Annotated in this window: 20 protein-coding genes; 11 read left to right on the forward strand and 9 right to left on the reverse strand. The window is 69.0% G+C overall.

Features of this window, described 5'->3' with window-relative positions:
• The first annotated feature begins 11 nt into the window (after positions 1-11).
• The 6 genes from asnB to ACQQ2N_RS02840 all read left to right on the forward strand — a co-directional run bounded on the left by asnB (position 12) and on the right by ACQQ2N_RS02840 (position 7,201).
• Positions 12-1,955 (forward strand): asparagine synthase (glutamine-hydrolyzing), encoded by a 1,944-nt coding sequence (gene asnB / locus ACQQ2N_RS02815; protein ID WP_440224156.1) that lies wholly within the window; start codon positions 12-14, stop codon positions 1,953-1,955.
• Positions 1,956-2,121: 166 nt separating this feature from the next.
• Positions 2,122-2,370, forward strand: coding sequence for an acyl carrier protein (locus tag ACQQ2N_RS02820; protein ID WP_440224157.1), 249 nt, complete (start codon positions 2,122-2,124; stop codon positions 2,368-2,370).
• Positions 2,371-2,380: 10 nt separating this feature from the next.
• Complete coding sequence (locus tag ACQQ2N_RS02825) at positions 2,381-3,910, forward strand: class I adenylate-forming enzyme family protein (protein ID WP_440224158.1); 1,530 nt, start codon at positions 2,381-2,383, stop codon at positions 3,908-3,910.
• Complete coding sequence (nadE, locus tag ACQQ2N_RS02830; RefSeq protein WP_440224159.1) at positions 3,907-4,896, forward strand: NAD(+) synthase; 990 nt, start codon at positions 3,907-3,909, stop codon at positions 4,894-4,896. The genes ACQQ2N_RS02825 and nadE overlap by 4 nt, the downstream gene beginning before the upstream one ends.
• Positions 4,893-5,927 carry a hypothetical protein gene (locus tag ACQQ2N_RS02835; RefSeq protein WP_440224160.1) on the forward strand — a complete coding sequence of 345 codons (1,035 nt, stop codon included), beginning with the start codon at positions 4,893-4,895 and terminating at the stop codon, positions 5,925-5,927. Before nadE ends, ACQQ2N_RS02835 begins: the two co-directional genes overlap by 4 nt.
• Before the next feature lie 62 nt (positions 5,928-5,989).
• Positions 5,990-7,201 carry a glycosyltransferase gene (locus ACQQ2N_RS02840; protein WP_440224161.1) on the forward strand — a complete coding sequence of 404 codons (1,212 nt, stop codon included), beginning with the start codon at positions 5,990-5,992 and terminating at the stop codon, positions 7,199-7,201.
• 7 nt (positions 7,202-7,208) lie between these two features.
• Here the strand turns inward: ACQQ2N_RS02840 and ACQQ2N_RS02845 are convergent, their stop codons facing one another.
• Positions 7,209-8,630: a right-handed parallel beta-helix repeat-containing protein gene (locus ACQQ2N_RS02845; RefSeq protein ID WP_440224162.1), complete on the reverse strand. Its 1,422-nt coding sequence runs from the start codon at positions 8,628-8,630 to the stop codon at positions 7,209-7,211.
• A gap of 314 nt (positions 8,631-8,944) precedes the next feature.
• On the opposite strand from ACQQ2N_RS02845, the gene ACQQ2N_RS02850 reads away from it, so the two are divergent.
• Positions 8,945-10,192 carry a pyridoxal-dependent decarboxylase, exosortase A system-associated gene (locus ACQQ2N_RS02850; protein WP_440224163.1) on the forward strand — a complete coding sequence of 416 codons (1,248 nt, stop codon included), beginning with the start codon at positions 8,945-8,947 and terminating at the stop codon, positions 10,190-10,192.
• A 40-nt stretch (positions 10,193-10,232) separates the two neighbouring features.
• On the opposite strand, the gene ACQQ2N_RS02855 is transcribed toward ACQQ2N_RS02850, so the two are convergent.
• The 4 genes from ACQQ2N_RS02855 to ACQQ2N_RS02870 all read right to left on the reverse strand — a co-directional run bounded on the left by ACQQ2N_RS02855 (position 10,233) and on the right by ACQQ2N_RS02870 (position 14,287).
• On the reverse strand, positions 10,233-11,807 hold the full coding sequence (locus ACQQ2N_RS02855; RefSeq protein WP_440224164.1) for a class I adenylate-forming enzyme family protein: 1,575 nt from the start codon (positions 11,805-11,807) through the stop codon (positions 10,233-10,235).
• On the reverse strand, positions 11,804-12,067 hold the full coding sequence (locus ACQQ2N_RS02860) for a phosphopantetheine-binding protein (RefSeq protein ID WP_440224165.1): 264 nt from the start codon (positions 12,065-12,067) through the stop codon (positions 11,804-11,806). Before ACQQ2N_RS02860 ends, ACQQ2N_RS02855 begins: the two co-directional genes overlap by 4 nt.
• A 70-nt stretch (positions 12,068-12,137) precedes the next feature.
• On the reverse strand, positions 12,138-12,890 hold the full coding sequence (locus ACQQ2N_RS02865) for an acyltransferase (protein ID WP_440224166.1): 753 nt from the start codon (positions 12,888-12,890) through the stop codon (positions 12,138-12,140).
• A complete protein-coding gene (locus ACQQ2N_RS02870; RefSeq protein WP_440224167.1) occupies positions 12,887-14,287 on the reverse strand; it encodes a TIGR03013 family XrtA/PEP-CTERM system glycosyltransferase in 1,401 nt (466 codons plus the stop codon). The genes ACQQ2N_RS02865 and ACQQ2N_RS02870 overlap by 4 nt, the downstream gene beginning before the upstream one ends.
• 384 nt (positions 14,288-14,671) lie before the next feature.
• On the opposite strand from ACQQ2N_RS02870, the gene glmS reads away from it, so the two are divergent.
• Positions 14,672-16,504, forward strand: a complete 1,833-nt coding sequence (gene glmS / locus ACQQ2N_RS02875; protein WP_440224168.1) for a glutamine--fructose-6-phosphate transaminase (isomerizing) — start codon at positions 14,672-14,674, stop codon at positions 16,502-16,504.
• A 182-nt stretch (positions 16,505-16,686) separates the two neighbouring features.
• On the opposite strand, the gene ACQQ2N_RS02880 is transcribed toward glmS, so the two are convergent.
• A complete protein-coding gene (locus tag ACQQ2N_RS02880) occupies positions 16,687-17,577 on the reverse strand; it encodes a class I SAM-dependent methyltransferase (protein ID WP_440224169.1) in 891 nt (296 codons plus the stop codon).
• Positions 17,578-18,061: 484 nt separating this feature from the next.
• Between ACQQ2N_RS02880 and ACQQ2N_RS02885 the strand changes: the two genes are divergently transcribed.
• The 3 genes from ACQQ2N_RS02885 to ACQQ2N_RS02895 all read left to right on the forward strand — a co-directional run bounded on the left by ACQQ2N_RS02885 (position 18,062) and on the right by ACQQ2N_RS02895 (position 19,701).
• The gene (locus ACQQ2N_RS02885; RefSeq protein WP_440224170.1) at positions 18,062-18,556 is read left to right on the forward strand and encodes a hypothetical protein; all 495 of its coding nucleotides are present in this window, start codon (positions 18,062-18,064) and stop codon (positions 18,554-18,556) included.
• A gap of 114 nt (positions 18,557-18,670) precedes the next feature.
• The gene (locus tag ACQQ2N_RS02890) at positions 18,671-19,288 is read left to right on the forward strand and encodes a hypothetical protein (protein ID WP_440224171.1); all 618 of its coding nucleotides are present in this window, start codon (positions 18,671-18,673) and stop codon (positions 19,286-19,288) included.
• Between the two features lie 44 nt (positions 19,289-19,332).
• Entirely contained in the window at positions 19,333-19,701 is a 369-nt protein-coding gene (locus tag ACQQ2N_RS02895; RefSeq protein WP_440224172.1) for a hypothetical protein, read from the forward strand.
• 120 nt (positions 19,702-19,821) lie between these two features.
• Here ACQQ2N_RS02895 and ACQQ2N_RS02900 read toward each other — a convergent pair whose 3' ends face one another.
• From ACQQ2N_RS02900 to ACQQ2N_RS02910, 3 genes are read right to left on the reverse strand one after another with little or no spacing between them, the layout of a single operon-like run.
• Complete coding sequence (locus tag ACQQ2N_RS02900; RefSeq protein WP_440224173.1) at positions 19,822-20,598, reverse strand: LytR/AlgR family response regulator transcription factor; 777 nt, start codon at positions 20,596-20,598, stop codon at positions 19,822-19,824.
• A complete protein-coding gene (locus tag ACQQ2N_RS02905) occupies positions 20,595-21,671 on the reverse strand; it encodes a sensor histidine kinase (protein ID WP_440224174.1) in 1,077 nt (358 codons plus the stop codon). The genes ACQQ2N_RS02900 and ACQQ2N_RS02905 overlap by 4 nt, the downstream gene beginning before the upstream one ends.
• Positions 21,672-21,720: 49 nt before the next feature.
• Positions 21,721-22,575: a DUF2306 domain-containing protein gene (locus ACQQ2N_RS02910; protein WP_440224175.1), complete on the reverse strand. Its 855-nt coding sequence runs from the start codon at positions 22,573-22,575 to the stop codon at positions 21,721-21,723.
• Positions 22,576-22,748 lie beyond the last annotated feature (173 nt).

The following is a 22,748-nucleotide window of genomic DNA, read 5'->3' on the forward strand; positions in this document are numbered from 1 at the left end:
AGGACGGACCGATGTGCGGCATCGCGGGCTTCCTCGGACACGGCGACGGCACGATGCCGCCGCGCATGCTGCTCGAGCGCATGATCGGCACGCTGCGCCATCGCGGCCCCGACGGCTTCGGCTACCACGAGGGCGACGGCATCGGCCTCGCCCATGCGCGCCTGTCGATCATCGACCTCGCCACCGGCGACCAGCCGATCCACAACCCGGACCGCGCGGTCTGGACCGTGTTCAACGGCGAGATCTTCAACTACGTCGAACTGCGCGAGACGCTCGTCGCGCAAGGCCACGTGTTCTACACGCAGTCCGACACCGAAGTGATCGTGCACCTGTACGACCGCTACGGCGACGCGTTCGTCGACCACCTCAACGGCCAGTTCGCGATCGCGCTGTGGGATGCGCGCGCGCGACGCCTCGTGCTCGCGCGCGACCGCACCGGCATACGCCCGCTGTTCCATGCCCGCGCGCGCGGCCGCACCTGGTTCGCGTCCGAACCGCGCGCGCTGCACGCCGTGCTTCCGGAATGCGCCGAACTCGATCCGCGCGGCGTCGCCCAGGCCCTGAGCTACTGGGCCTGCGTCGATCCCGACACCGTGTACCGCGGCGTGCGCAGCCTGCCGCCGGGCCATGTGCTCGCGATCGAGCACGACGGCCGCGAGACGCTGCGGCGCTACTGGGACTGGACCTTCCCCGCCCACGGCGACACCACGCCCTACGCCTCGGCCGAACAGGCTGCCGGCGCGTTGCGCGAGCTGCTCGTCGATGCGGTGCGCCTGCAGTTGCGTGCCGACGTGCCCGTCGGCGCCTACCTCAGCGGCGGCCTCGATTCGTCGGGGCTGGTCGCGATCATCCGCCGCTTCACCGATGCACCGGTGCGCACGTTCTCGGTCGCGTTCGACGACGCCGAGTTCGACGAGAGCGCGCAGCAGCAGGCGATGGTGCGCCACCTCGGCACCGACCACAGCACGCTGCGGGTGAGTTCGCGCGACATCGGCACGGTATTCCCGGACTTCGTGCGCCACGCAGGTTCGCCGGTGCTGCGCACGGCCGGCGCACCGCTCATGCTGCTCGCCGGCATGGTGCGCGAGCAAGGCTACAAGGTCGTGCTCACCGGCGAAGGGGCCGACGAGGTGTTCGGCGGCTACGACCTCTTCAAGGAAGCCAAGGTCAGGCGCTTCTGGGCGCGCCAGCCCGAGTCGCGATTCCGCCCGCTGCTGCTCGGCAGGCTCTACGGCTACCTCGCCCGCTCGCCCGTGCAGCACGCGGCGTTCGCGCAGTCGTTCTTCGGCCAGGGCATGCAGCACGCGGGCAGCCCGGTGTTCGCGCACGTGCCGCGCTGGACCACGTCGCAACGCGCGCTGCAATTCCTGTCGGCCGACTGGCGCGAGGCGGTGAGCGGCTTCGATCCCGTCGCCCATTACGAGGCGACGCTGCCCGACGCGATCTCGACCTGGTCGCCGATCGCGCGCGACCAGTACGTCGAGGCCAAGACGCTGCTGGCCGGCTACCTGCTCGCTGCACAGGGCGACCGCGTCGCGATGGCCGCGTCGATCGAGGGCCGCGTGCCCTACCTCGACCATCGCCTCGTCGAGTTCGCGAGCCGCCTGCCGCCGCAGTGGAAGATCCACGGGCTCACCGAGAAATACCTGCTGCGCAAGGCGCTGGCCGACCTGCTGCCGCCCGAGATCGCCACGCGCACGAAACAGCCGTACCGCGCACCGGACAGCGCGAGCTTCTTCGTCGGCGGCGCGCCGCTGGATTATGTCGCCGAGCAGTTCTCGCCCGCACGCCTGCGCGATGCCGGCTGCTTCGACCCGACCGCCGCGGCCCGCCTGTTCGACAAGTGCCGGGCGGGCCGTGCCACGGGATTCGCCGACAACCAGGCCTTCGTCGGCATCCTGTCGACGATGCTGATCGAGGCCGGGCTGCGCGACGCGCGCCGGGCAGCCGCATGACCCCCTCGACCCGCCCCCGACGCCCTGCCCGGCGACGGGTCCGATCGGGCACAATCACGCGCAGGGGTTTCGCGCGTTTTCCAGGCCAGGCATGCGACGCGGCGGCGACGAGCCGCCGGACCGCATGCGGGTGCCTGCCCAACCACATGGAACAAGCGCTGTGACGATGGATTCCAAGCAGACGATCCGCTCGTTCATCCTCAAGAACTTCCTCTTCACGGACGACGCCTCCGCCGTCGCCGACGATGCCTCGCTGATCCGCGGCGGCATCGTCGATTCGACGGGCGTGCTCGAGCTCATCGAGTTCCTCGAGGAGCGCTACGCGATCCGCGTCGCGCCCGAGGAGATGATCCCGGCCCATTTCGATTCGATCGACGCGATCGACGCGTTCGTGGCGCGCAAGCGCCAGGCCTGACGCCGCCGCCATGCGGTTGCTCGCCACCCGCCTGCTCGACCACGCACGCGAGACGCCGCGTCGCGTCGCGCTTGCGCACGCGCAGGTCGCGCTCGACTATGGCGCACTCGCCGATGCGTCGCTGCGCTTCGCCGCGATGCTGCGCGCACGCGGCGTGGTCGCCGGCGATCGCGTCGCGCTCGTGCTGCCGAACCGCCTCGAGGCGGTCGTCGCGACCTACGGCGCGTGGCTGGCCGGTGCCGTGGTCGTGCCGCTCAACGCGCAGGCGCGCGAGCGGGATTTCACGCCGTGGCTGCGCCATGCCGGCGCACGCTTCGTCGTCGTCGAGTCGACGCATCCCGACGGCATGCTCGCCGCGGCCGGACTGGCCGACGCTGCCGGGCGCCTCGTGCTCGACGCGCCCGACGCCGAACCGTCGACCGACTGGCGCGCGGTGCTGGCGACGGATCCCCTGCCCGAACCCTGCGCCGTCGAGCACGGCGCGCTCGCCGCGATCCTCTACACCTCGGGCACCACCGGTGCGCCGAAAGGCGTCGCACTGAGCCACGCCAACCTCGCCAGCAACGTCGACGCGATCCTCGCCTATCTCGAACTCGGGGCCTCGGACAGTACGGTATCGGTACTGCCGTTCTACTACGCCTACGGCGCGTCGGTGCTGCATACGCACCTCGCCGCCGGTGCGCGCCTCGTGATCGAATCGAACCTCGTGTTCCCGCACCTCGTGGTCGGCACGCTCGCGCGCGAACGCGCGACCGGATTCTCGGGCGTGCCCTCGACGTTCGCGCTGCTGCTCGACCGCGCCGCGTTCGACGGCCACGACCTGTCCGCGCTGCGCTACCTCACCCAGGCCGGCGGCGCGATGCCGGTCGCGCTCGGCGCACGCCTGCGCGCGGCGCTGCCGCAGGCGAGCGTGTTCGTCATGTACGGGCAGACCGAGGCGACCGCGCGCCTGACCTGGCTGCCGCCTGCGCAGTTCGAGGCCAAGGCCGGCTCGGTCGGCCGCGCGATCGGCGGCGTCGAGCTGCAGGTCCGTGACGAACACGGCGAGGTCGTTGCGCCCGATGCGGAAGGCGAGGTCTGGGCGCGCGGCCCGGGCGTCATGACCGGCTACTGGAACGATGCCGAGGCCAGCGCGCGCGTGCTGCGCGACGGATGGCTGCGCACCGGCGACGAGGGCCGCCTCGACGCCGACGGCTTCCTGTTCCTCGCCGGGCGCCGCAGCGACATCATCAAGACCGGCGCACACCGCGTGCATCCGCTCGACGTCGAGGAAGCCATCGCCGAAGTCGACGGCGTCGCCGAGGTTGCGGTCGCCGGCATCGACGACGCCACGCTGGGCCAGGCCATCAAGGCCTTCGTCGTGCGCGCACAAGGCGCCGAACTCGACGCCGACCGCATCCGCGCGCATTGCCGGACGCGCCTGGCCACATACAAGGTGCCGCGTCAGGTCGACTTCGTCGAGGCGCTGCCGAAGACCGCATCGGGCAAGGTGCGCCGCGCGCACCTCGTCACCCCACCATCGCTGCAGGAGGCCCCGTGAGTGCATTGACGTACGACGTGCTGGACATCGACTACGCCGGCGAGGCGGATCGCATCGCCGGGCGCCTGCGCGAGATCACCGCGCGCACGCTGCACCGGCGCGGCCTCGTCGTCGCGATCTCGGGCGGCATCGACTCCTCGTGCAGCCTCGCGCTCGCGGTGCGCGCGCTCGGACCGCAGCGCGTGCACGCGCTGATCCTGCCCGAGCGCGATTCGTCCGACGACAGCGCGGTGCGCGCCGGCATCCTCGCCGACCACCTCGGCGTGCGCACCGAAACCGTCGACATCGCCCCCGCGCTCGCCGCGATCGGCTGCTACGCGGCGCGCGACGACGCGGTGCGCCGCGCGCTGCCGGCGTACGCGGAGGGCTGGCGCTTCAAGATCGTCATCGACGGCGGCATCGAAGGCCGCATCAACCAGTTCCGCCTCGTCGCCGAGGACCCGGCCGGGGCCACGCACGACGTCGCACTCGGCCTGTCGGAGTACCTGCAGATCGTCGCCGCGACGAACTTCAAGCAGCGCATCCGCAAGACGCTCGAGTACTACCACGCCGACCGCCTCAACTACGGCGTCGTCGGCACGCCGAACCGTCTCGAGTACGATCAGGGCTTCTTCGTCAAGAACGGCGACGGTGCCGCCGACGTCAAGCCGATCGCGCACCTGTACAAGTCGCAGGTCTACGGCATGGCGCGCTTCCTCGGCCTGCCCGAGCGCGTCTGCGCGGCGATTCCGACCACCGACACCTACAGCCTCTCGCAAGGCCAGGACGAGTTCTACTTCGCACTGCCGTACCGCGCGATGGACCTCGCGCTGTGGGCGCTCAACCACGAGCGCCCCGCAGCCGAACTCGCCACGGCGCTCGGCATCGACGTCGCACGCGCCGAGGCCGTCTACGAGGACATCCGCAACAAGCGCCGCACCACGGCCTACCTGCACCGCTCCGCGGTGCTGGTCGACCCGACACCCGAGCGCGAGCGCGGCGCGTGAGCGAGGCGGCCTACCGCGTCGATGACGGGACGCCCGCGCGCGATCGCGAGGCCGCGCTCGCGATCTGGCGTGGCAACCTCGGTGAAGACGCGCGCATGCCGCTCAAGTTCGACTGGTTCTACACGGCATGTCCGTTCGGCGAACCGGCGATGAAGTTGTTGCGCCACGCGTCGGGCGATCCGGTCGGCATCGCCACGGCCGGTCCGCGCCGCATGCTGGTCGACGGACGCGACGTGCGCGCGGGCGTGCTGGTCGACCTCGCCGTCGTCCCCGAGCATCGCGCCCTCGGCCCGGCGATGATGCTGCAGGCGAGCTTCCTCGCCGCCGGCGATGCACGGTTCGACCTGCTCTACGGCTTCCCGAACCCGCGCGCGGCGCCGGTGTTCAAGCGCTCCGGCTACGCCAAGCTCGGCGACATCGTGCGCTACGCCCGCGTGCTGCGCCACGCCGGCTACCTCGCGCGCAAGTTGCCGCAGGGCCTCGCCGCGGTCGCCGGCGCGCTCGTGGACGTCGCACGACGCCTCGGTGACGCCTGGCGCAGCTTCGGCAACGCACCGCTGCTCTCGAGCTGGTCCACCCAGGCCGATCCGCGATTCGACGCGCTGTGGGCCGCGGCACCGGCGACGCGCGGCCTCGCCGCGGTACGCGACGCGACGTTCGCGCGCTGGCGCTTCGACGAGTCCCCGCTCGCGCAGACGCGCTACCTGCTGCTGGCCGATCCCTCCGGAAGCACGCTGCGCGCGTGGTTCGCCTGCCGCGACAACGGCAAGGTGCTGCAGGTCGTGGATTTCTGGTCCGACGATGCCGCGGTCGGACTCGGCAGGCCCTACATCGACGCGCTGCTGCGCGCGGCACGCCACGGCGGCTACGCAGCGGTCTCGGTCGAGTATGCCGGCCCCGTCGAGGGCACCACCGGATGGACCGCCGCGGGCTTCCGCGAGCGCAGTCGTCGCCCGGTGTTCGGACACGCGTTCGGCGCGACGACGCTGCCCGCGACGCTGCACCTGACCGCCGCCGACGAGGACGAATGAGCGCCTCCACGCCCACTGCCCGGACGCCCGAAGCGGCCGGACCTCCCGACAGGAACGCCACGATGCCAGCCGACCACGACGCACCACGCGTACGCAAGGTGCTCTACCACCACCGGACCCAGGGCAAGGCCGTGGAGGGCGTGCACATCCGTGGCATCACCGACGCGCTGCGCGCCGAGGGCGTGCACGTCGACATCATCTCGCTGCCGGGTGCCGATCCGTATTCGTCACCCAAGGCGATGTCGCCGACGAAGCAGGCCAAGCCGTGGATGAGCTTCGTCACGAAGCTCCCCGAGCCGCTGTTCGAGCTGGTCGAGATCGCCTACAACCTCGTCGCCGGATCACGCCTGCGCACGTACCTGCGCGACAACCCCGACGTCGACTTCATCTACGAGCGCTACTCGCTCTTCATGTGGGCCGGCATCCGCGCCGCACGCAGGCGCGGCATCCCGATCATCCTCGAGGTCAACGACTCGGCGACCGTCTACCGCGTGCGTCCGCTGTTCTTCCGCCGCATTGCGATGGCGATCGAGCGCAGCGTGTTCCGCAAGGCCTCGGGCCTCGTGTTCGTGTCGGGCGTGTTCCGCGACCGCGCGCGCGCCGCGCACCCCGACATGGCCGCGGCGATCGTCACGCCGAACGCGGCCAACATCGACAAGTTCACCTTCACCCAGGCGCAGCGCGACGAGGCGCGCATGCGCTACGGCCTCGAAGGCTCGGTGGTCTGCGGCTACCTCGGCGCGTTCGTGCCGTGGCACGCGATCGACCGCTTCGTGCACCGCATCGCCGACCGGCTCGCGGACAATCCCCACCTCAAATTGCTGCTCGTCGGCGACGGCGCGACCTTCCCCGCGCTCAAGGAGTTCGTCGCGTCACGCGGTCTTTCGGAGCAGGTGATCCTGACCGGGCGTGTCGGCCACGACGCCGTGCCGGGCCTGCTCGCCGCGATGGACATGGCGATCCTGCCGAGCGCCGGCGACTACACCTCGCCGGTCAAGCTGTTCGAGTTCATGGCCTGCGGCGTGCCGCCCGTGGCGCCGGATTTCGAGCCGATCAAGGAGGTCGTCGTCGAGGACCGCACGGGCTGGATGTTCAAGGCCGACGACCTCGACGAGGCGGTGCGGCAGGTCCTCGAGCGCAGTCGCGACACCGCCGCCCTCGCACGCGTCGGCGCCGCGGCGCGTGCCTACGTCACCGAGCACCGCCAGTGGCGCAACAACATCCTCGAACTGCTCGACTTCCATGCCCGCGTGCGCCATCGCGATGGCGCGTGAGCGCGCGTCACTCGAAGCCGTTGCGGAAGATCGCGTTCGACTGCGTCTCGTCGGCACCGATGTCGTAAGGCGCGGCGCGGCCCTGGCGATCGATGTCGTCGGTGACTTCGGGCACCGTGGTGCCCGCGTTGATCGCGGCACTGCCGGCCGGCAGGTGGCCGGTCGCATCCACGCTGAAGGTGCCGACGATGCTGTTCGCATCGACGCCGTTCTGCGTGCGCCACTGGGCCAGCGTGCCGCCCGAGGAGATGCTGCTGCCCGGACGCGCGTCGTGGAAGCGGCAGCCGGCGTCCTGGAAACCGTTGAAGTTCGTGCCGGGCGAACCCTGCAGGCCCGACAGGCCGCCGAGCTCGTTCGAGTAGCGCACGTCGATGCAGCGGCCGGCGCTCTTGATGACGAGGTTGTTGAGCACGCGCGGGTTGATCGAGGGCGGGCGGCGTGCGTTCGGATCCCAGTCCTGGAACGTGATGCCGAAGTAGATCGCGGCGTGCCCGACGCGTGCGGCGTTCTCGATCGTGTTGTTGGCGACGAGGGCATCCTTGGCCGCGTACAGGCCGATGCCGGCGTAGTCGGTGTTGCGCACGAGGTTGTTGCGCACGATGCCGCGCACCGACTCGTAGTACTGCGGGTTGACGTCGAGGTTGAAGAATTCCGGGCTCGTGTCGAAGCCCACGAGGATGCCGGCCATGCCGGTGTTCTCGATGCGGTTGCGCTGGACGATGACATCGGCCGAGCCGCCCTTGAAGTACAGGCCGGTCGTGGAGATGTCGTGGATGTAGCTGTCCTCGACGACCATGCCCGAGCCGTTGACGTTGTCGATGCCGTCGGCGTTGCGGTTGTCGAGCGGCGTGCCGGCCGGGTAGATCGCACCGGTGTTGCGGATCTCGACGCGGCGGATCGTGGCGCGGTCCGAGCGCGGGGTGACCTTGATGCCGTCGCGGCCGGTGTCGTGGATCAGCACGTCCTCGATCACGACATCCGACGCGCCGGTCAGGTGCTCGCCGCCGCCGCGGTACCAGCCGGTCTGCAGCATGATGCCGTAGTAGGCGCCGCCGCTGACCGTGAGGTTGCTGATGCGGCTGCCCGAGGCGGCCGGGTCGATCTGGATCGTCACGCTGTCGGGCGTGGTGATCGCGCAATGGATGCGCGCGCGCTCGCCGGGGTAGGAGCGCAGCGTCAGCGGCACGCGCAGGCGCACGTCGCATTCGTTGTAGGTCGCGTTGCCGGCCGGCCCGCGCACGGTGATCGTGTCGCCGGCGCGCGCCACGCCGTTGCTGGTGCTGAGCACGCGCTTGATCGTGCGGAACGGCGTCTGCTCGGAACCGGTGCCGGTCGAGTCGTTGCCCGTCGTGGACACGAACCACTCCACGGCATGGAGCGGTGTCGACGCGAGCGCCAGAAGGGTCGTCAGGAGCAGGTTGCGGGTCATGCGTGGGTCCTCGCCATGCCTCGCGCTCATGACGTCCTCGATGGAAACACGGGGATGCGGCGCGGGTCGCGGCGAATGATCCAGCCGCGAAACCGACCCGTTCGTGAACCCGGCCACAGACCTTCCCCATCTGTGGGCGAGTACGCGAAATCGTATCGCGGAATCGGTGAAACCGTCGACATTCGGCTTCGAAAAGAAAGGTGTCCAGACGTCCATAAGGACCTCCGAACACCATTCTGCGACTCTGCTAGGCTGCGCGGCCGGCGCCCCGGCAGCTCTTTCCCCACCCTCCCAGCGCCACAAGGAACGCCCCCGTGAGCACCGTTTCCCCGCCTCCCGCCGCCTGGTCCGGCAGCGATCCCTGGCCCCGCGATGCCTCGGGCGAGCTCCTCGTCGGCGGCCGGCCGCTCGCGCGCGTCGTCGACGCGGTCGGCAGCACGCCGTGCTACCTCTACGACCGCGGCCGCCTGACCCGTCGCGCACGCGCCCTGCGCGAGGCCTTCCCGGCCGGCGTGCTGCTGCATTACGCGATGAAGGCCAACCCGATGCCGGCGCTGGTCTGCCACATGGCGACGCTCGTGGACGGCCTCGACGTGGCCTCGGCCGGCGAGCTGCGCGTCGCGCTCGATACCGGCATGCCTGCCGAACACATCAGCTTCGCGGGACCGGGCAAATCCGATCGCGAACTCGAGCAGGCCCATGCCGCCGGCATCCTCGTCAACCTCGAGTCGTTCCGCGAGGTCGGCGTGCTTGCACGCGCCAGCGAGCGCAGCGGCACGCGTGCACGCGTCGCGGTGCGCGTGAACCTGCCGTTCGAGCTCAAGGCCTCGGGCATGAAGATGAGCGGCGGTGCACGCCAGTTCGGCATCGATGCCGAGCTCGTGCCGGACATGCTGCGCGCGATCAGGGAGGCCGACCTCGCCTTCGAGGGCTTCCACATGTTCGCGGGCTCGCAGAACCTGCGCCACGCGGCGATCGTCGAGGCGCAGGCCAAGTGCTACGACCAGGCGCTGGAATGGAGCGACCTGTTCCCGTCTCCCGTGCGCAGCCTCAACCTCGGCGGCGGCTTCGGCATCCCGTACACGCCGACCGAAGCGCCGCTCGATCTCGCCCCCGTGCTCGACAACCTCGCTGCGCTCGCCGAGCGTGCGGGCAAGGACCTGCCCGGCGCGCATCTCGTGATCGAGCTCGGCCGCTACCTCGTCGGCGAGGCCGGCGTCTACGTGACGCGCGTGGTCGACCGCAAGATCTCGCGCGGCCAGGTGTTCCTCGTGGTCGACGGCGGCATGCACCACCATCTCGCCGCGTCGGGCAATTTCGGCCAGGTCCTGCGCCGCAACTATCCGGTCGCGGTCAGCGCCTCGGGCGAGGGCGGCGAGCGCGAGGTCGCGAGCGTGGTCGGCCCGCTGTGCACGCCGCTCGACCTGCTCGCCGACCGAATGGAACTCGACCATGCCGAGCCGGGCGACCTCGTCGCGGTGTTCCAGTCCGGTGCCTACGGACGCAGCGCGAGCCCGCGCGCGTTCCTGAGCCACCCGGACGCGGTCGAGGCGCTGGTCTGATCGGTGCGGGTCGGCGCGGTATCGCGCCGACCCGCCGGTTTCACTCGTCGTCGGCCGGCAGCACGCGACCTTCGGCTTCGGCCTGCAGCGCGGCGCGGCGGATCTTGCCTGTGCCGGTCTTGGGCAGCGCCGTGCGGAACTCGACCTCGCGCGGGATCATGAAATCCTCGAGGTGGGCACGGCAGTGCGCGATGATGTCGCGCGCCTCGATCTTCACGTCCTCGGCGATCACGACGATCGCCTTAAGCGACTTGCCGAGCACCTCGTCGGGCACGCCGACGATGGCCGCCTCGCGGATGCCCTCGAGCGCGTAGAGGACGTTCTCGATCTCCTTCGGGCTGACCTTCTCGCCGCGCGACTTGATGATGTCGTCCTTGCGGCCGACGAAGTAGCAGAAACCCTCGTCGTCCATGCGGAACAGGTCGCCCGTGTGCAGCACCTTCTCCCACGGGTAGCGGCCCTGCTTGAGCGTGCGCGCGGTCGCTTCCTCGTTGCGCCAGTAGCCCTGCATGACATGGCCGCCGCGCACGACGAGCTCGCCAACCGTGCCCGCCGGCACCGGCTTGCCGTCGTCGTCGGCGACCCACACCTCGGTGCCGGGGATCGCGATGCCGACGCTGTCGGGGCGCTTCGCGAGCTGTTCCGGCGGCAGGTAGGTGCAGCGCTTGGACTCGGTCATGCCGTACATCGAGAACACCTGCGCCTCGGGGAACAGCCCCTGCAGCGCGAGGATGTGCGCCGGCGGCAGCGCGGCCGCGGTGTTGGTCAGGTAGCGCACGCTGCGCGCCCAGTCCGGATTGAAGTTGCGCAGCTGCACGATCAGCGCCGCCATCGTCGGCACGAGCGGGAAGCCCGTGACCTTCTCCGCGGCGAGCATCGGCAGGATCTTCTGCGGGAACGCGAACGACTTCTCGAGCACCAGCGTCGCGCCGACCTTCACGCACATGAGCAGCTGGTAGAGGCCGTAGTCGAACGCGAGCGGCAGCACGCTGAGCACGACGTCGTCGGCACGCGAATCGAGGTAGGTGGTGATCGACGTGGCCGCGTGGACCATGTTCTTGTGCGTCATCATGACGCCCTTCGGATGGCCCGTGGACCCCGAGGTGTAGACGAGCATCGCGAGGTCGATGTCGAGGCCGGCCGGCGCGAGCGGTGCCTGTGTGGCGAGCAGTTCGTCCCAGCCGATGCGCGGCGTCGTGCCGGCGGCCTCGTCGGCGCCCTCGCCGACGACGACCACACGGCGCACGCTCGGCGCCTGTGCGGCCGCGGCGAGCGCGGCGGGCAGCAGGCTGGCCTGCGTGACCAGCACCGACGCCTCGCAATTGTTGAGCACGTAGGCGAGCTTCTCGGCCTTCGTGGTCGGATTGATGACGCTGAAGATGCCGCCGGCGCGCAAGGTGCCGAAGATCGCCACGGCGGTCTCGACGCGGTTGTCGAGGAACAGCACGCAGCGCTCGCCGTTGGCGAAGCCGGTCGCGCCGACGAGGCCGCCGGCGAAGCGGTCGGCCAGTGCGTCGAACTCGGCGTAGCTCGTGCGCTCGCCGCCGGCGACGATCGCCGTGCGCGACGGATCGCGCTGCGCGCTGTCGCGCAGGAACTGCTCGTAGCGGTTCATGCGTCGAGCCCCGCGTCGCGGCGCTTGCCCTCGACGTAGGCGGTCAGGCGGGCGATGCCGTCGAGGTTCTCGGGCACCACGTCGTCGTCGTCGACGACGATCTCGAACTCCTGCTCGAGCCACGTCACCAGCGTCAGCACGCCGATCGAATCGATCACGCCGGCGTCGAACAGGCTGGTGCCGGCGTCGAGCTCGGTGCCGGCCTGGGTCGGGAAGGTCTCGTGGATGAAGGCGCGGATGCGGGCCTGGATCGTTTCCATGGAGGTTCCGGGTCTTGGAAGGTGGAGTGTGTCGACGCGGGCGGCACGTGGCCGCCTTCTGCGGCGATGGTCAGGAAGCGGGCGGCGGCGTCGCTTCGGCGGTCGCGGCCTCGCCGGGACGCGGCAGTGTACCGACCCTGCGCGCGGGATTGCCGGCGACGATCGTGTACGGGGCCACGGTTCCGGAGACGATCGAACGCGCCGCGACGATGCTGCCCTCGCCGATCTCGACGCCGGGCAGGATCATCGCGCCGTTGCCGATCCAGACGTTGTCGTGCACGACGATCGCCTTGACGTCGTCGTCCGACGGCGGCGCGCCGGCCTTGCGCAGTTCCGGATCGCTGGCGTGGCCGCCCGAATCGCGGAACGACACGTTGGCGGCGATCTGCACGTGCGCGCCGATGCGGATCTCGCGGCCGACCACGAAGCTCGTGCCGTGGGCGACGTCGGTGTACGCGCCGATCACGAGGCGCGGCCGCGCGACGAAGCTCGCCGCGAAGTTGATCGATACCTTGCCGTCGAAGCGCGCGTAGTCCTCGAGCACGAGCTCGCCGCGGCCGATCACCCACGGCACGTAGATGCCCGCGGTGACGCCGCGGCCGACGCGCGTCGCATAGGCCTTGAGCAGCGGCTCGGCGATGAACTTGCTGCGCACGAAGAACACCACCGCGCGCAGCGCGAGGAACACCCACAGCATCGGCAGCACGACCACGCGCGGCGCCGGCAGCGTGAAATGCACGAGGCGCTTGCGCAGGCCGCGCGCGGCGCGTGCGAGCGGATGCGGCGAACGCGCGGCCCATTGCCGCCACGAGGTGCCGCTCATCGTGCGCCGCGCCGGAAGATCACGATCTCGACCGTCTGGATCAGGATCATGAGGTCGAGCATGAGGTTGTGGTTCTTGACGTAGAAGATGTCGTACTTGAGCTTCTCGGCCGCATCTTCCTCGGTCGCGCCGTACGGGTAGTTCAGCTGCGCCCAGCCGGCGAGACCCGGCTTCACGCAGTGGCGCAGCTCGTAATAGCGGATCTTCTGCGCGAGCTCGGCCACGAACTGCGGACGCTCGGGACGCGGGCCGATCAGGCTCATGTCGCCACGCAGCACGTTCCACAGCTGCGGCAGCTCGTCGATGCGCACCTTGCGGATGAAGCGGCCGACGCGCGTGACGCGATCGTCGCCGGCCGTCGCCCAGCGCGCGACGCCGTCCTTCTCGGCATCGGTGCGCATGCTGCGGAACTTGATCAGCGGGAACGGACGGCCACGCTCGCCGACGCGCTCCTGGCGGTACAGGATCGGCGCGCCACGCCCCGATTCGAGGCGGATCGCGATCACCGCGCCGAGCATGAGCGGCCACGACAGCAGCAGCACGATGAGCGCAGTGACCACGTCGAACGCGCGCTTGCTGAAGCGACGCAGCGGCGTCGCGTCGAAGCCCGACGAGAACACCAGCCACGAGGGCTCGATGAGGCCGAGCTTGACCTTGCCGAGTTCGCGCTCGAAGAACGTGACGAGGTCGATCACCGCGATGCCGAGCTGACGGCACTCGAGCAGCTGCTCCATCGGCAGCTGGCCGCGGCGGTCGTCCGGTCCCACGACGATCTCGTTGATGCCCATGCGCTGCGCGTACGCCGCCAGCGATTCGCCGACGTCGACGACCTCGCCCTCGGGCACCGCGAGCGTCTCGCCCGGCATCGGCATGAAGCCGACGAGGTTGAAGCCGCGACGGTCGACGCGGCGACGCATGCGCTGGGTGACCATCGCGGCGCGGCGCCCGGATCCGATCACGAGCACGCGGCGCTTGAGCGCCTCGACATCGACGAGGCGCATGAACACGGCCCGGAACGCGAGCAGCGCAGGGAAGCCGATCAGCAGCGCCAGACCGAGCACGCCACGGCCGACGTAGAGCTGCGGGATCACGTAGTACAGCATCGCCACCGCGATCCAGCCGAAGCCGAAGCCGACGAGCTGGCGCGCGAACATGCCGAACCAGCTCTCGCGCAGGCGAGGCTGGTAAAGGCCGAGCGCCGCGAGGGCGCCGATCAGCACGCCCGCGAACAGCAGCGCACGCACGAACAGGTATTCCGAGTGCAGCGCGAACGAGCCAGGCTCGTTCCAGTAACGCACATGCATCGCCGCGACCATCGCGAGCACGAGCAGCACGAATTCACAGCCCGCCAGCAACAGCAGCCAGCGCGCACCTTGTTCACGCAGGAAACGGATCATCCACCCCTCCAGGATCCCGATCGGCCTCGCATCCGGCGAAGCATTCGGATCGGGTTCGCGATATTCGGCGGAACGCATTGACAGCCCCCCGGGGCCCCGTTGATTCTGTGACGCAATTCTCACATTACCGGCGGATCTTGTCGCCCCCATGAACCGTGCCACCGCCTCGACCCGATTGCGGCGCCCGTCCGGGGGCAGCCAGCCCACCGCAGGCTCCCTGATCGCAAGCGATGCCACGGGCCATGGACCATCAAGGTGCCACCGTGCCCGCGGCCTGCCCCAGGCCTGCCCGCGCTCCGCCATGCCGACCGTTTATCATTCACGTTCCGTGCCGCCGCCGGCCTCCGGTGGTGCCCGTCGCCCCCTCTCGAGAAAGGAATTCCCATGTGTGGAATCGTCGCCGCCGCCGCGCAGCGTGATGTCGTCCCGATCCTGATCGCCGGCCTGCAGGCGCTCGAGTACCGCGGCTACGACTCCGCCGGCCTGTCGGTCGTGAACGGGGGCGCGCTCGAGCGCGCCCGCACGGTCGGCAAGGTGCGCGAACTCGAGGCCCGCCTCGCCGCGCAGCCGCTGGCCGGCACCACCGGCATCGCGCACACGCGCTGGGCGACCCACGGCGTGCCGAACGAAGCCAACGCCCATCCGCACCTGTCGGAAGGGTCGGTCGGCGTCGTCCACAACGGCATCATCGAGAACCACGCCGAACTGCGCGAGGAGCTTCGCGGCCTCGGCTACCGCTTCACGTCCGACACCGACACCGAGGTGATCGCCCACCTCGTGCACCACCTCATGCGCGACGGCACCAGCCTGCGCGAGGCCGTGCAGGCCGCGATCCCGCGCCTGCACGGCGCTTACGCGATCGCCGTGGTCAGCGGAACCGAACCCGATCGCGTCATCGGCGCGCGCCGCGGCAGCCCGCTGTGCGTCGGCATCGGCATCGGCGAGCACTTCCTCGGCTCGGACGTGCAGGCCCTCATCAAGGTCACCAACCAGTTCGTCTACCTCGACGAAGGCGACCTCGTCGACCTCACTCGCACGACGATGCAGGTCTACGACGAGGCCGGTCAGGCCGTCGAACGCCGCCTGCACACGAGCGAACTCTCGGCCGACGCGGTCGAGCGCGGCGAGTACCGCCACTACATGCTCAAGGAGATCTTCGAGCAGCCGCGCGCGGTCACCGAGACGCTCGAAGGCCGCATCGCCGGCGACCGCATCCTGCCCAACATCTTCGGCGTCGATGCGGACAAACTCCTCGAGCGCGTGCGCCACGTGCAGATCGTCGCCTGCGGCACGAGCTACCACGCCGGCCTCGTCGCGCGGTACTGGCTCGAAGGCCTCGCCGGCATTCCGTGCAGCATCGAGGTCGCCAGCGAGTACCGCTACCGCAAGGTCGTGGTGCCGAAGGACAGCCTGTTCCTCGCGATCTCGCAGTCGGGCGAGACCGCCGACACGCTCGCCGCGCTGCGCGAGGGCAAGCAGCGCGGCTACCTCGGCTCGTTCGCGATCTGCAACGTGCCGGAATCGAGCCTCGTGCGCGAATCCGACCTCGTGCTCATGACGCGCGCCGGCCCCGAGATCGGCGTTGCCTCGACCAAGGCCTTCACCACGCAGCTCAGCGCGCTCGCGCTGCTCGTGCTGGAACTCGCGCGCCTCAACGGCCTCGCCGAAGAACGCTACACGCGCCTCGTCGGCGACCTCGCCAGCCTGCCGCGCCGCATCGCCGATGCGCTCGAACTCGAGCCGCAGATCGCCGCGCTCGCCGAACGCTTCGTCAGCAAGAACCATGCATTGTTCCTCGGCCGCGGTGCGAACTACCCGGTCGCCCTCGAAGGCGCGCTCAAGCTCAAGGAAATCTCCTACATCCACGCCGAGGCCTACCCCGCCGGCGAGCTCAAGCACGGCCCGCTCGCGCTCGTCGACGAGGACATGCCCGTCATCACGGTCGCGCCGAACAACCAGCTGCTCGAGAAGCTCAAGTCCAACCTCGAGGAAGTCCGCGCCCGCGGCGGCGAGCTGTTCGTGTTCGCCGACAACGATGTCGAAATCCGCGACGACGGCGTCCGCGGCGCGGTGATCAAGGTCGACTCCGGCGGCAACCTCATCGCCCCCGCCGTGTTCACCGTGCCGCTGCAGCTGCTCGCCTACCACGTCGCCGTGTTGCGCGGCACCGACGTGGACCAGCCGCGCAACCTGGCGAAGTCGGTGACGGTGGAGTGATGCCGTGTCGCGCTGCGGACATCGTCACGGCGCGATGATGGCCTGACGTATTTCCGCCCGATGCGCCGCCGTTCCGGGATTCCTGTCCTGCAGCACAGCGGATTCAGGCGGCCCGGCGACGGGTCCACGCATGCGGGATGTCTCGCGTGAACGCGCGGCACGGCAAGTCCTGGCTGCGCTCCTCAACGCTCTCGGGAACTGATCCAGAAACTCGCGCCGCCAAAGACGCTGCCATCGGGGTTCGACAGCGCCTTCGCAACGAGATCCGGCATCGTCCTGAACGCGTAAGCGCAACCGAACTCCACCTCGTAGCGCTCGCTGAACATGAGAAGCGCCCTCACGAGGTATTGCTCGTTCCAGCTCCTGTTCTCGTCGATCACCCACTGCCTCGGGTACTCGTCGGGAAGAAAGGTGTCGTGGATGTGGATCTTCACGCCCCTTCGGATCCTGGGGAGGATGTTGAAGTAGATGTGATTGACGTCGCTGCCCGTCTTGGCGACATGCGAGCTGTCGATGAACAGAACGTCGCCGGCCTGAAGGTCCTCGAAGACGGCGAGATCCACCTGCTGCACCTTCTTCTCCACGAGCTGCCCGAGCGCGCCGGCGTTGTCTCTGAGAAAGCGGCGAGGATACGGTTCGATGCAGGTCACGTGCATGCGGCCGCCAAGGAATCGCCTGTTAACGTCCATGACCAGCATGCTCGAGAACCCCGATCCGATCTCGATGAAACGCCTCGGCTTCCAGTGCCGGAGAAGCGCGAACAGCACGCGCGAATCCAGCCAACCGAACTGGGAGTTCTGCGTGAAGAAGCTGCCGTCGCCATTCTCCTCGTCGCCCGATTCCTCGTAGTCGTACTCCCGGAAATACTTCGGGAACAGGTTCGACAGCCAGTCCCTGTGCTGCTCCTCGTTGAAGTCGATACCGAGCACTTCGGGCTCTTCCGGCCACAGCTCCGATGAGCTTCTGCCGGCTTCCTCGGTGTTCACGACGGGAGAGTAGAAATGACCGTTCGGGTGTGCCGGTCTCGACTTCGCCCAATCACGCCCCAGCACCAATCCCTTGACCAGATCCACGGCACGCCTGCGCAGTTCCATTGCCACCTCAATGATGTCGGATCGGTAGCGCCTGAGCCTGACGGCGCGACGGGCTGGCCATGCGGGACGACCGGCTGTTGCCCGCGACGAGGGACCGCCTCATCGTCATTCGCGGCATCACGGTAAGGAAACGACACTGCGTGGCCATGGCGAGCGTCGTCCAGCGCGTGCCGGCATGAGGTCGATCGCGCACATTCAACCCTGCGATCGTCCGTCCGGCAACCCCACGTCGGCTCGGGCCAGATGCGCGGGACATCGGAGCGCGTACGAAATTTCCCACACAACCCTCCGCGTTTTCCTACGGCACTCGGATCGCCTGAGCCGACGACTGCTGCCATGGGCGCTGGCATGGTCGCGGCGCGCATGGTCGGCGACGATCGCTCATGATGGGAAAGCAGATGATGACCCCTTCCACGGCATGCCGGGACGAAACGCCAAGGGATGACCCCACCGGATGCATGCCATGCCGTCGAATCGCCTGATCCTGTTCGCAGCACTTCCGACCGCAGTCCTGATCCTGGCAGGCGCCTTCTTCCTCAAACCGGTTTCAGCCTGGTACCTCCGCCATCACCACTCCACCATGCTAGGTACCATGTTCGCGCTGCTGGCTCCTCCTGACGACTTCTACTCCACCATTGCGAGCGAGCATGTCAGGTACGGAGAAGCGCGGACCTTCGATATCGAATTCAGGTACGCAGGTGGTCATCTTGTCTACGGGAGCATGGAAGGCCCCATCAACACGTCCACCAGAGGCCATCTGTCCTGCGGAGACATGTCCATCGACATCGGCTACAGGAGCAGGATCTACTCCCTTTCAAAGGGGCGAGAGTTGTCCAATCTTGGGCATTTCATCGTGGATGGGCCCATGGTGGGACGCATCATTCGATGCGAGATGCTTCTGCACGGCCAAGAAGGCGATGTGGAAAGGATCGCGATCGCCAAGGTGTCCGACCTGTGAACGACTGCTCATCCGGCGCAGTCGTGCCGGCAATCCTTTCACGCCGCCACATCGCGGCGCGACGGCAGCGAGACCTTAGGCAACATCGACATCGATCCCCAAGGAAGGCTCATCGTGAAGCACGCATGGATGACGATGGCGATACTGGCGCCGACGATGAGTGCGATGCCGGGCTGCGCGCTTGTGCGGAGCGGAGGCGTCGAGACCATCTTCTTCGTCGACGATGCGGCGTCCATCAGCGCATCCTGCATCGACGTCGGGTACAGAGAAGCTGCGCTCGCATGCCACCGCATTCGCGATGGAGACAATCTTGTTGTCGGTCTTCGCAGATATTCTCCGAACCGGACCGATCGCGAAGGTTTCTTGAAGCTCACCTTCGTCATCGACCGTGGCGTCGCCGATGGGGAGGTCGTCGAGCTGCCAAGTGATCGAGTCAAGGCCGCGTTCGGATCCGGGCTCAGCTTCATGCCTGGAGGGTCGGGATGCCATGGCCAGGCGACGTCCGGGACGGTGTCTTTTGCACGCACCGGCAAGGAAGCGTTGAAGTTGCATGCCGATGTCGTGTTCGATCTCCGAAGCGCTCCCGGGTGGCCTGACCACTGCAAGCCGTACGCATTCCGGTCCGAGCTGGAAGCTCGTCGATCCACCCTCGACAGGATGGGGCCTTGGGAAGGCGTCGTGAACGGCGAGTCCGAAGCAGAAGAATCCCATCCCTCCTCGAAAACGAAGTAGAAAAACAGGCATCGCCGACTCATGTCACATCCCGATGATTGAACATGAAGAACCGTGCCGCAAGGATCGGGAACACGGCGACGATCGTCATCCTTCTGGCGTTCCTCATGGTGACGAAGATTCCTTCGATACTGTTTTTCCTGGATCGAGAGCTCTGGATGACAGCATCGGAAAGTGACGATGCGTTCCTGCATGACCTGAAAGTGGATCTTCTTCTCCTGCGGGGAGCCGATCCTCAGCGGGTCTATGGCGACGCGCGAGGATACAGTGCCATCGACATGGCCTCGATTGCCGGAAAGAAGCGGTTCCTCGATCGGATCTACTGCAGCGCAACCCAGCAACGGAAGGACAGCATCCTCGCCACGGTGGCGTCGAGAAACAGTGGCCTCGCCATCTACACATCCAGCAGCTGATGTCGCGCCTGCCCACTGGAGGCCTCAACCTTCCAGTCGTGCAGAAGCCGCCGCTCCAGGCAGACGAAGTCGCATCCTCTGCCCGAATGACCTCGACATGCACCGGGACGCTGTTGCCGTTTACATCTGCTTGAACAGATGCAACCAGCTCCGACTCACCGGCACCGTCTCGGGGCGATCGCGCAGGTGGATCGTCGCGGCGTCGTCTTCGCGGACGACGTGGGCGATCGCGCGCAGGTTGACGACGACGGCGCGGTGGACCTGGGCGAACAGCTGCGGATCGAGTTGCGGCAGCAGGTCCTTGAGCGGGGTGCGCACGAGGGCGTCGGCAGGGCGGCCGGCGTCGCGCCAGGCGATGCGCGTGTACTTGGTGTCGGCGCGCAGGTAGTCGATGTCCTCGACGGCGATGAGGCGCAGCGTGGTGCCGGACTGCGCGCGCAGCCAGCGCAGCGGTTCCTCGCGTGGCTTGGCCTGTATCAGCTCGGCGAGCTGCGCGAGCAGCGACTCGGCAGGCGCGACCGGTGACGCGGCGGACAGGCGAGCCTTGAGGCGCGCGACCGTGTCGGCTAGGCGCGCGGGCTCGACCGGTTTGACGAGGTAGTCGAGCGCACCTTCGTCGAAGGCCTGCACGGCGTAGCGGTCGAACGCGGTCACGAAGACCACATGCGCACGACGCGCGACATGGCGCGCCGCATCGATGCCGTTGAGGCCGGGCATGTGCACGTCGAGGAAGCAGATGTCCGGCGCGAGCGCATCGAAGCGTTCGATCGCCTCGCGGCCGTTGCGTGCCTGCGCGACGATCTCGAGCTCCGGCCACGCGCGCGCGAGCTGCAGCACGAGCGCTTCGCGCAGCAGCGGCTCGTCGTCGGCGACGAGCGCGGTCGGTCGCGTGCTCATGCCTTCACCTCGCGCAGCGGCAGATCGAGTTCGGCGCTCGTGCCGTGCGGGTACTGGCCTTCGATGCGCACGTGCGCGCCGACGCCGAACGCGAGGCGCAGGCGTTCGCGCAGCGTGGCGAGTCCGGTGCCGAGCCCGGCGCGTTCGCTCGCGCCGAGGCCCACGCCCGTGTCGACGACGCGCATGAGGCAGCGCGTGCCGACGCGTTCGACATGCACGTCGATGCGACCGCCCTCCTCGGCCGGATCGATGCCGTGGCGCACGGCGTTCTCGACGAGGGTCAGCAGCGTCATCGGCGGGCAGACCTGCGTCTCCATGCCCTCGTCGACATGCAGCGCGAAGCGCAGGCGATCCGGCATGCGCAGATGCATGAGTTCGAGGTAGGCGCGCACGAGGCGCAGCTCGTCGCCGAGCGTGGTCGCGCCGTCGCCGAGCCGCGGCACGCTCGCACGCAGGTAGGCGGTGAGGCTGTCGAGCACGGCAGGCGCACGCGGCGATCCCGCCGCGACCAGCGCCTGCACGTTGGCCAGCGTGTTGAACAGGAAGTGCGGCGCGACCTGCGCCTGCAGCAGGCGCAGGCGTGCATCGAGGGCCTGACGCTCGAGCTCGCTGCGCGTGAGGTCGAGGGCGAGCTCGTGCTCGCGCGCGAGTGCCTCCTTCTGGCGCACGAGTGCGCCGAGCGCGACCCACGGTGCGATCAACACGCCGAACACGAGCAGCATGCCGAAGCCCGAGAGCCGGTCCGGCTCCTCCCAGAACGGCGGCGCGCCGGCCGGCGTCGAAGCCATGTAGATCGTCACCACGGCCACCGGCATCACCAGCGCGACCGCGACGACCTGCAGCACCCAGCGCGCGATCCAGCGTGGCAGGCGCGAGGGCCACTGCTCGAACACGCCGAACGCGACCATCGCGACAAAGGCGAGCATCGCCACGCGCACGGCGAGCGACCACCAGCCCGATTTCCAGCCGAAGCCGAGCAGCAGGCTGATCAGCAGCACGGCGATCGCGACCGCGCGCACGCGGCGCCAGCCGAACATCAGCGCGAGGCCGCGCGGTCGATCGAAGGTGGGCATCACGGGCATGGCGGCGAGCATAGTGCAGCGGTAGGCAGCACTGCGTGGGTCACAGACGCGGCCACCACATGATCATCGTCGCCGCACCGATGCCGAGCAGTGTTGCGCCGGTCGCCGCGAGCAGGAACGCGCCCATCGTGATCCTGGCCGCCGTGCCGCCGGCCTGCGCGCGCAGGAAGCCTTCGAGCACGAGCAGCGGCAACAGCGACTGCGCGAACGACAGCGTGGTCAGGGTCGGCCCCGTGAACGTCTTCGGATCGAAACCGGCCGGTCCTCCGTTGGCGACGATCCAGGCCATGAGGCCGACCCGGAAGAACCACACGCCGCTGACCACGAGGAACAGGCGAAGCGCCCAGCGCCGGTGGGCATCGAGGCGACGTGCACGTGCGTGCCGCCACGCCATCGCCGCGCAGCCCAGGATCAGCAGTGCGTTGAGGGTGATGCCGAGGTGCTGCGAGAGGTCGCCGACCGTGCCGCGCACCCACACGAGCACGAGGCCGCCGACGCTGAGGATCACGGCTGCGGCGAGATAGACGCGGCCGACGACGCGATGGAACGCCGGCCAGCGCCGCCGCAGCGGCGGCAGCAGCTGCAGCGCGCCACCGACGAGGATAACCGCCGCGAACGCGAGGTGGAGCACGAGCACGCCGGCGAGGAAGGGCTCGTCGGCGGACGGCGCCTTCGGCAGCACCTCGCCCCACTCGTCGAAGCGCCCCGCGAGCGCGGTGCGACCGTAGAAGCCGACGACATAGGCCGCGAGCAGCAGCTGGCCGAGCAGCGCCGTGCCGAGCCACAGCGCGCCTGCGGTGCGAAGGAAGCGCGCGGGCCTGCCGTCGTCGCGCCCGGAGCGCACGGGCTTGCGGGATGTGGGCACGCTGCGGCCCAGGGGCATCGTCGAGGACATGGCGGGACTCCGCGGCATCGGTTGCCGCACAGTCTTTCGCCGGGCCACGCTGCCCGCCGCGTACGGGCGACGATCTGCGGATTCGCGCCGACGGAATGCGCCGGAGACCGATGAACCGTCCCGCACCGTCGGGCGCCCCGGAACACCCGGCGAGAAGTCGCGACTGCGGCTGG

Source organism: Dokdonella aquatica (genome assembly GCF_051987395.1).
In the GTDB taxonomy this organism is placed as follows: Bacteria; Pseudomonadota; Gammaproteobacteria; order Xanthomonadales; family Rhodanobacteraceae; genus Dokdonella.

Excerpts from the sequence above, each read along its gene's own strand:
- asnB (WP_440224156.1), top strand. The coding sequence starts at position 12 with ATGTGCGGCATCGCGGGCTTCCTCGGACACGGCGACGGCACGATGCCG.
- ACQQ2N_RS02820 (WP_440224157.1), top strand. The coding sequence starts at position 2,122 with ATGGATTCCAAGCAGACGATCCGCTCGTTCATCCTCAAGAACTTCCTC.
- ACQQ2N_RS02840 (WP_440224161.1), top strand. The coding sequence starts at position 5,990 with ATGCCAGCCGACCACGACGCACCACGCGTACGCAAGGTGCTCTACCAC.
- ACQQ2N_RS02895 (WP_440224172.1), top strand. The coding sequence starts at position 19,333 with ATGAAGAACCGTGCCGCAAGGATCGGGAACACGGCGACGATCGTCATC.
- glmS (WP_440224168.1), top strand. The coding sequence starts at position 14,672 with ATGTGTGGAATCGTCGCCGCCGCCGCGCAGCGTGATGTCGTCCCGATC.
- ACQQ2N_RS02870 (WP_440224167.1), bottom strand. The coding sequence starts at position 14,287 with ATGATCCGTTTCCTGCGTGAACAAGGTGCGCGCTGGCTGCTGTTGCTG.
- ACQQ2N_RS02845 (WP_440224162.1), bottom strand. The coding sequence starts at position 8,630 with ATGACCCGCAACCTGCTCCTGACGACCCTTCTGGCGCTCGCGTCGACA.
- ACQQ2N_RS02900 (WP_440224173.1), bottom strand. The coding sequence starts at position 20,598 with ATGAGCACGCGACCGACCGCGCTCGTCGCCGACGACGAGCCGCTGCTG.
- ACQQ2N_RS02910 (WP_440224175.1), bottom strand. The coding sequence starts at position 22,575 with ATGTCCTCGACGATGCCCCTGGGCCGCAGCGTGCCCACATCCCGCAAG.
- ACQQ2N_RS02860 (WP_440224165.1), bottom strand. The coding sequence starts at position 12,067 with ATGGAAACGATCCAGGCCCGCATCCGCGCCTTCATCCACGAGACCTTC.
- ACQQ2N_RS02885 (WP_440224170.1), top strand. The coding sequence starts at position 18,062 with ATGCCGTCGAATCGCCTGATCCTGTTCGCAGCACTTCCGACCGCAGTC.
- ACQQ2N_RS02825 (WP_440224158.1), top strand. The coding sequence starts at position 2,381 with ATGCGGTTGCTCGCCACCCGCCTGCTCGACCACGCACGCGAGACGCCG.
- ACQQ2N_RS02855 (WP_440224164.1), bottom strand. The coding sequence starts at position 11,807 with ATGAACCGCTACGAGCAGTTCCTGCGCGACAGCGCGCAGCGCGATCCG.
- ACQQ2N_RS02865 (WP_440224166.1), bottom strand. The coding sequence starts at position 12,890 with ATGAGCGGCACCTCGTGGCGGCAATGGGCCGCGCGTTCGCCGCATCCG.
- ACQQ2N_RS02905 (WP_440224174.1), bottom strand. The coding sequence starts at position 21,671 with ATGCCCACCTTCGATCGACCGCGCGGCCTCGCGCTGATGTTCGGCTGG.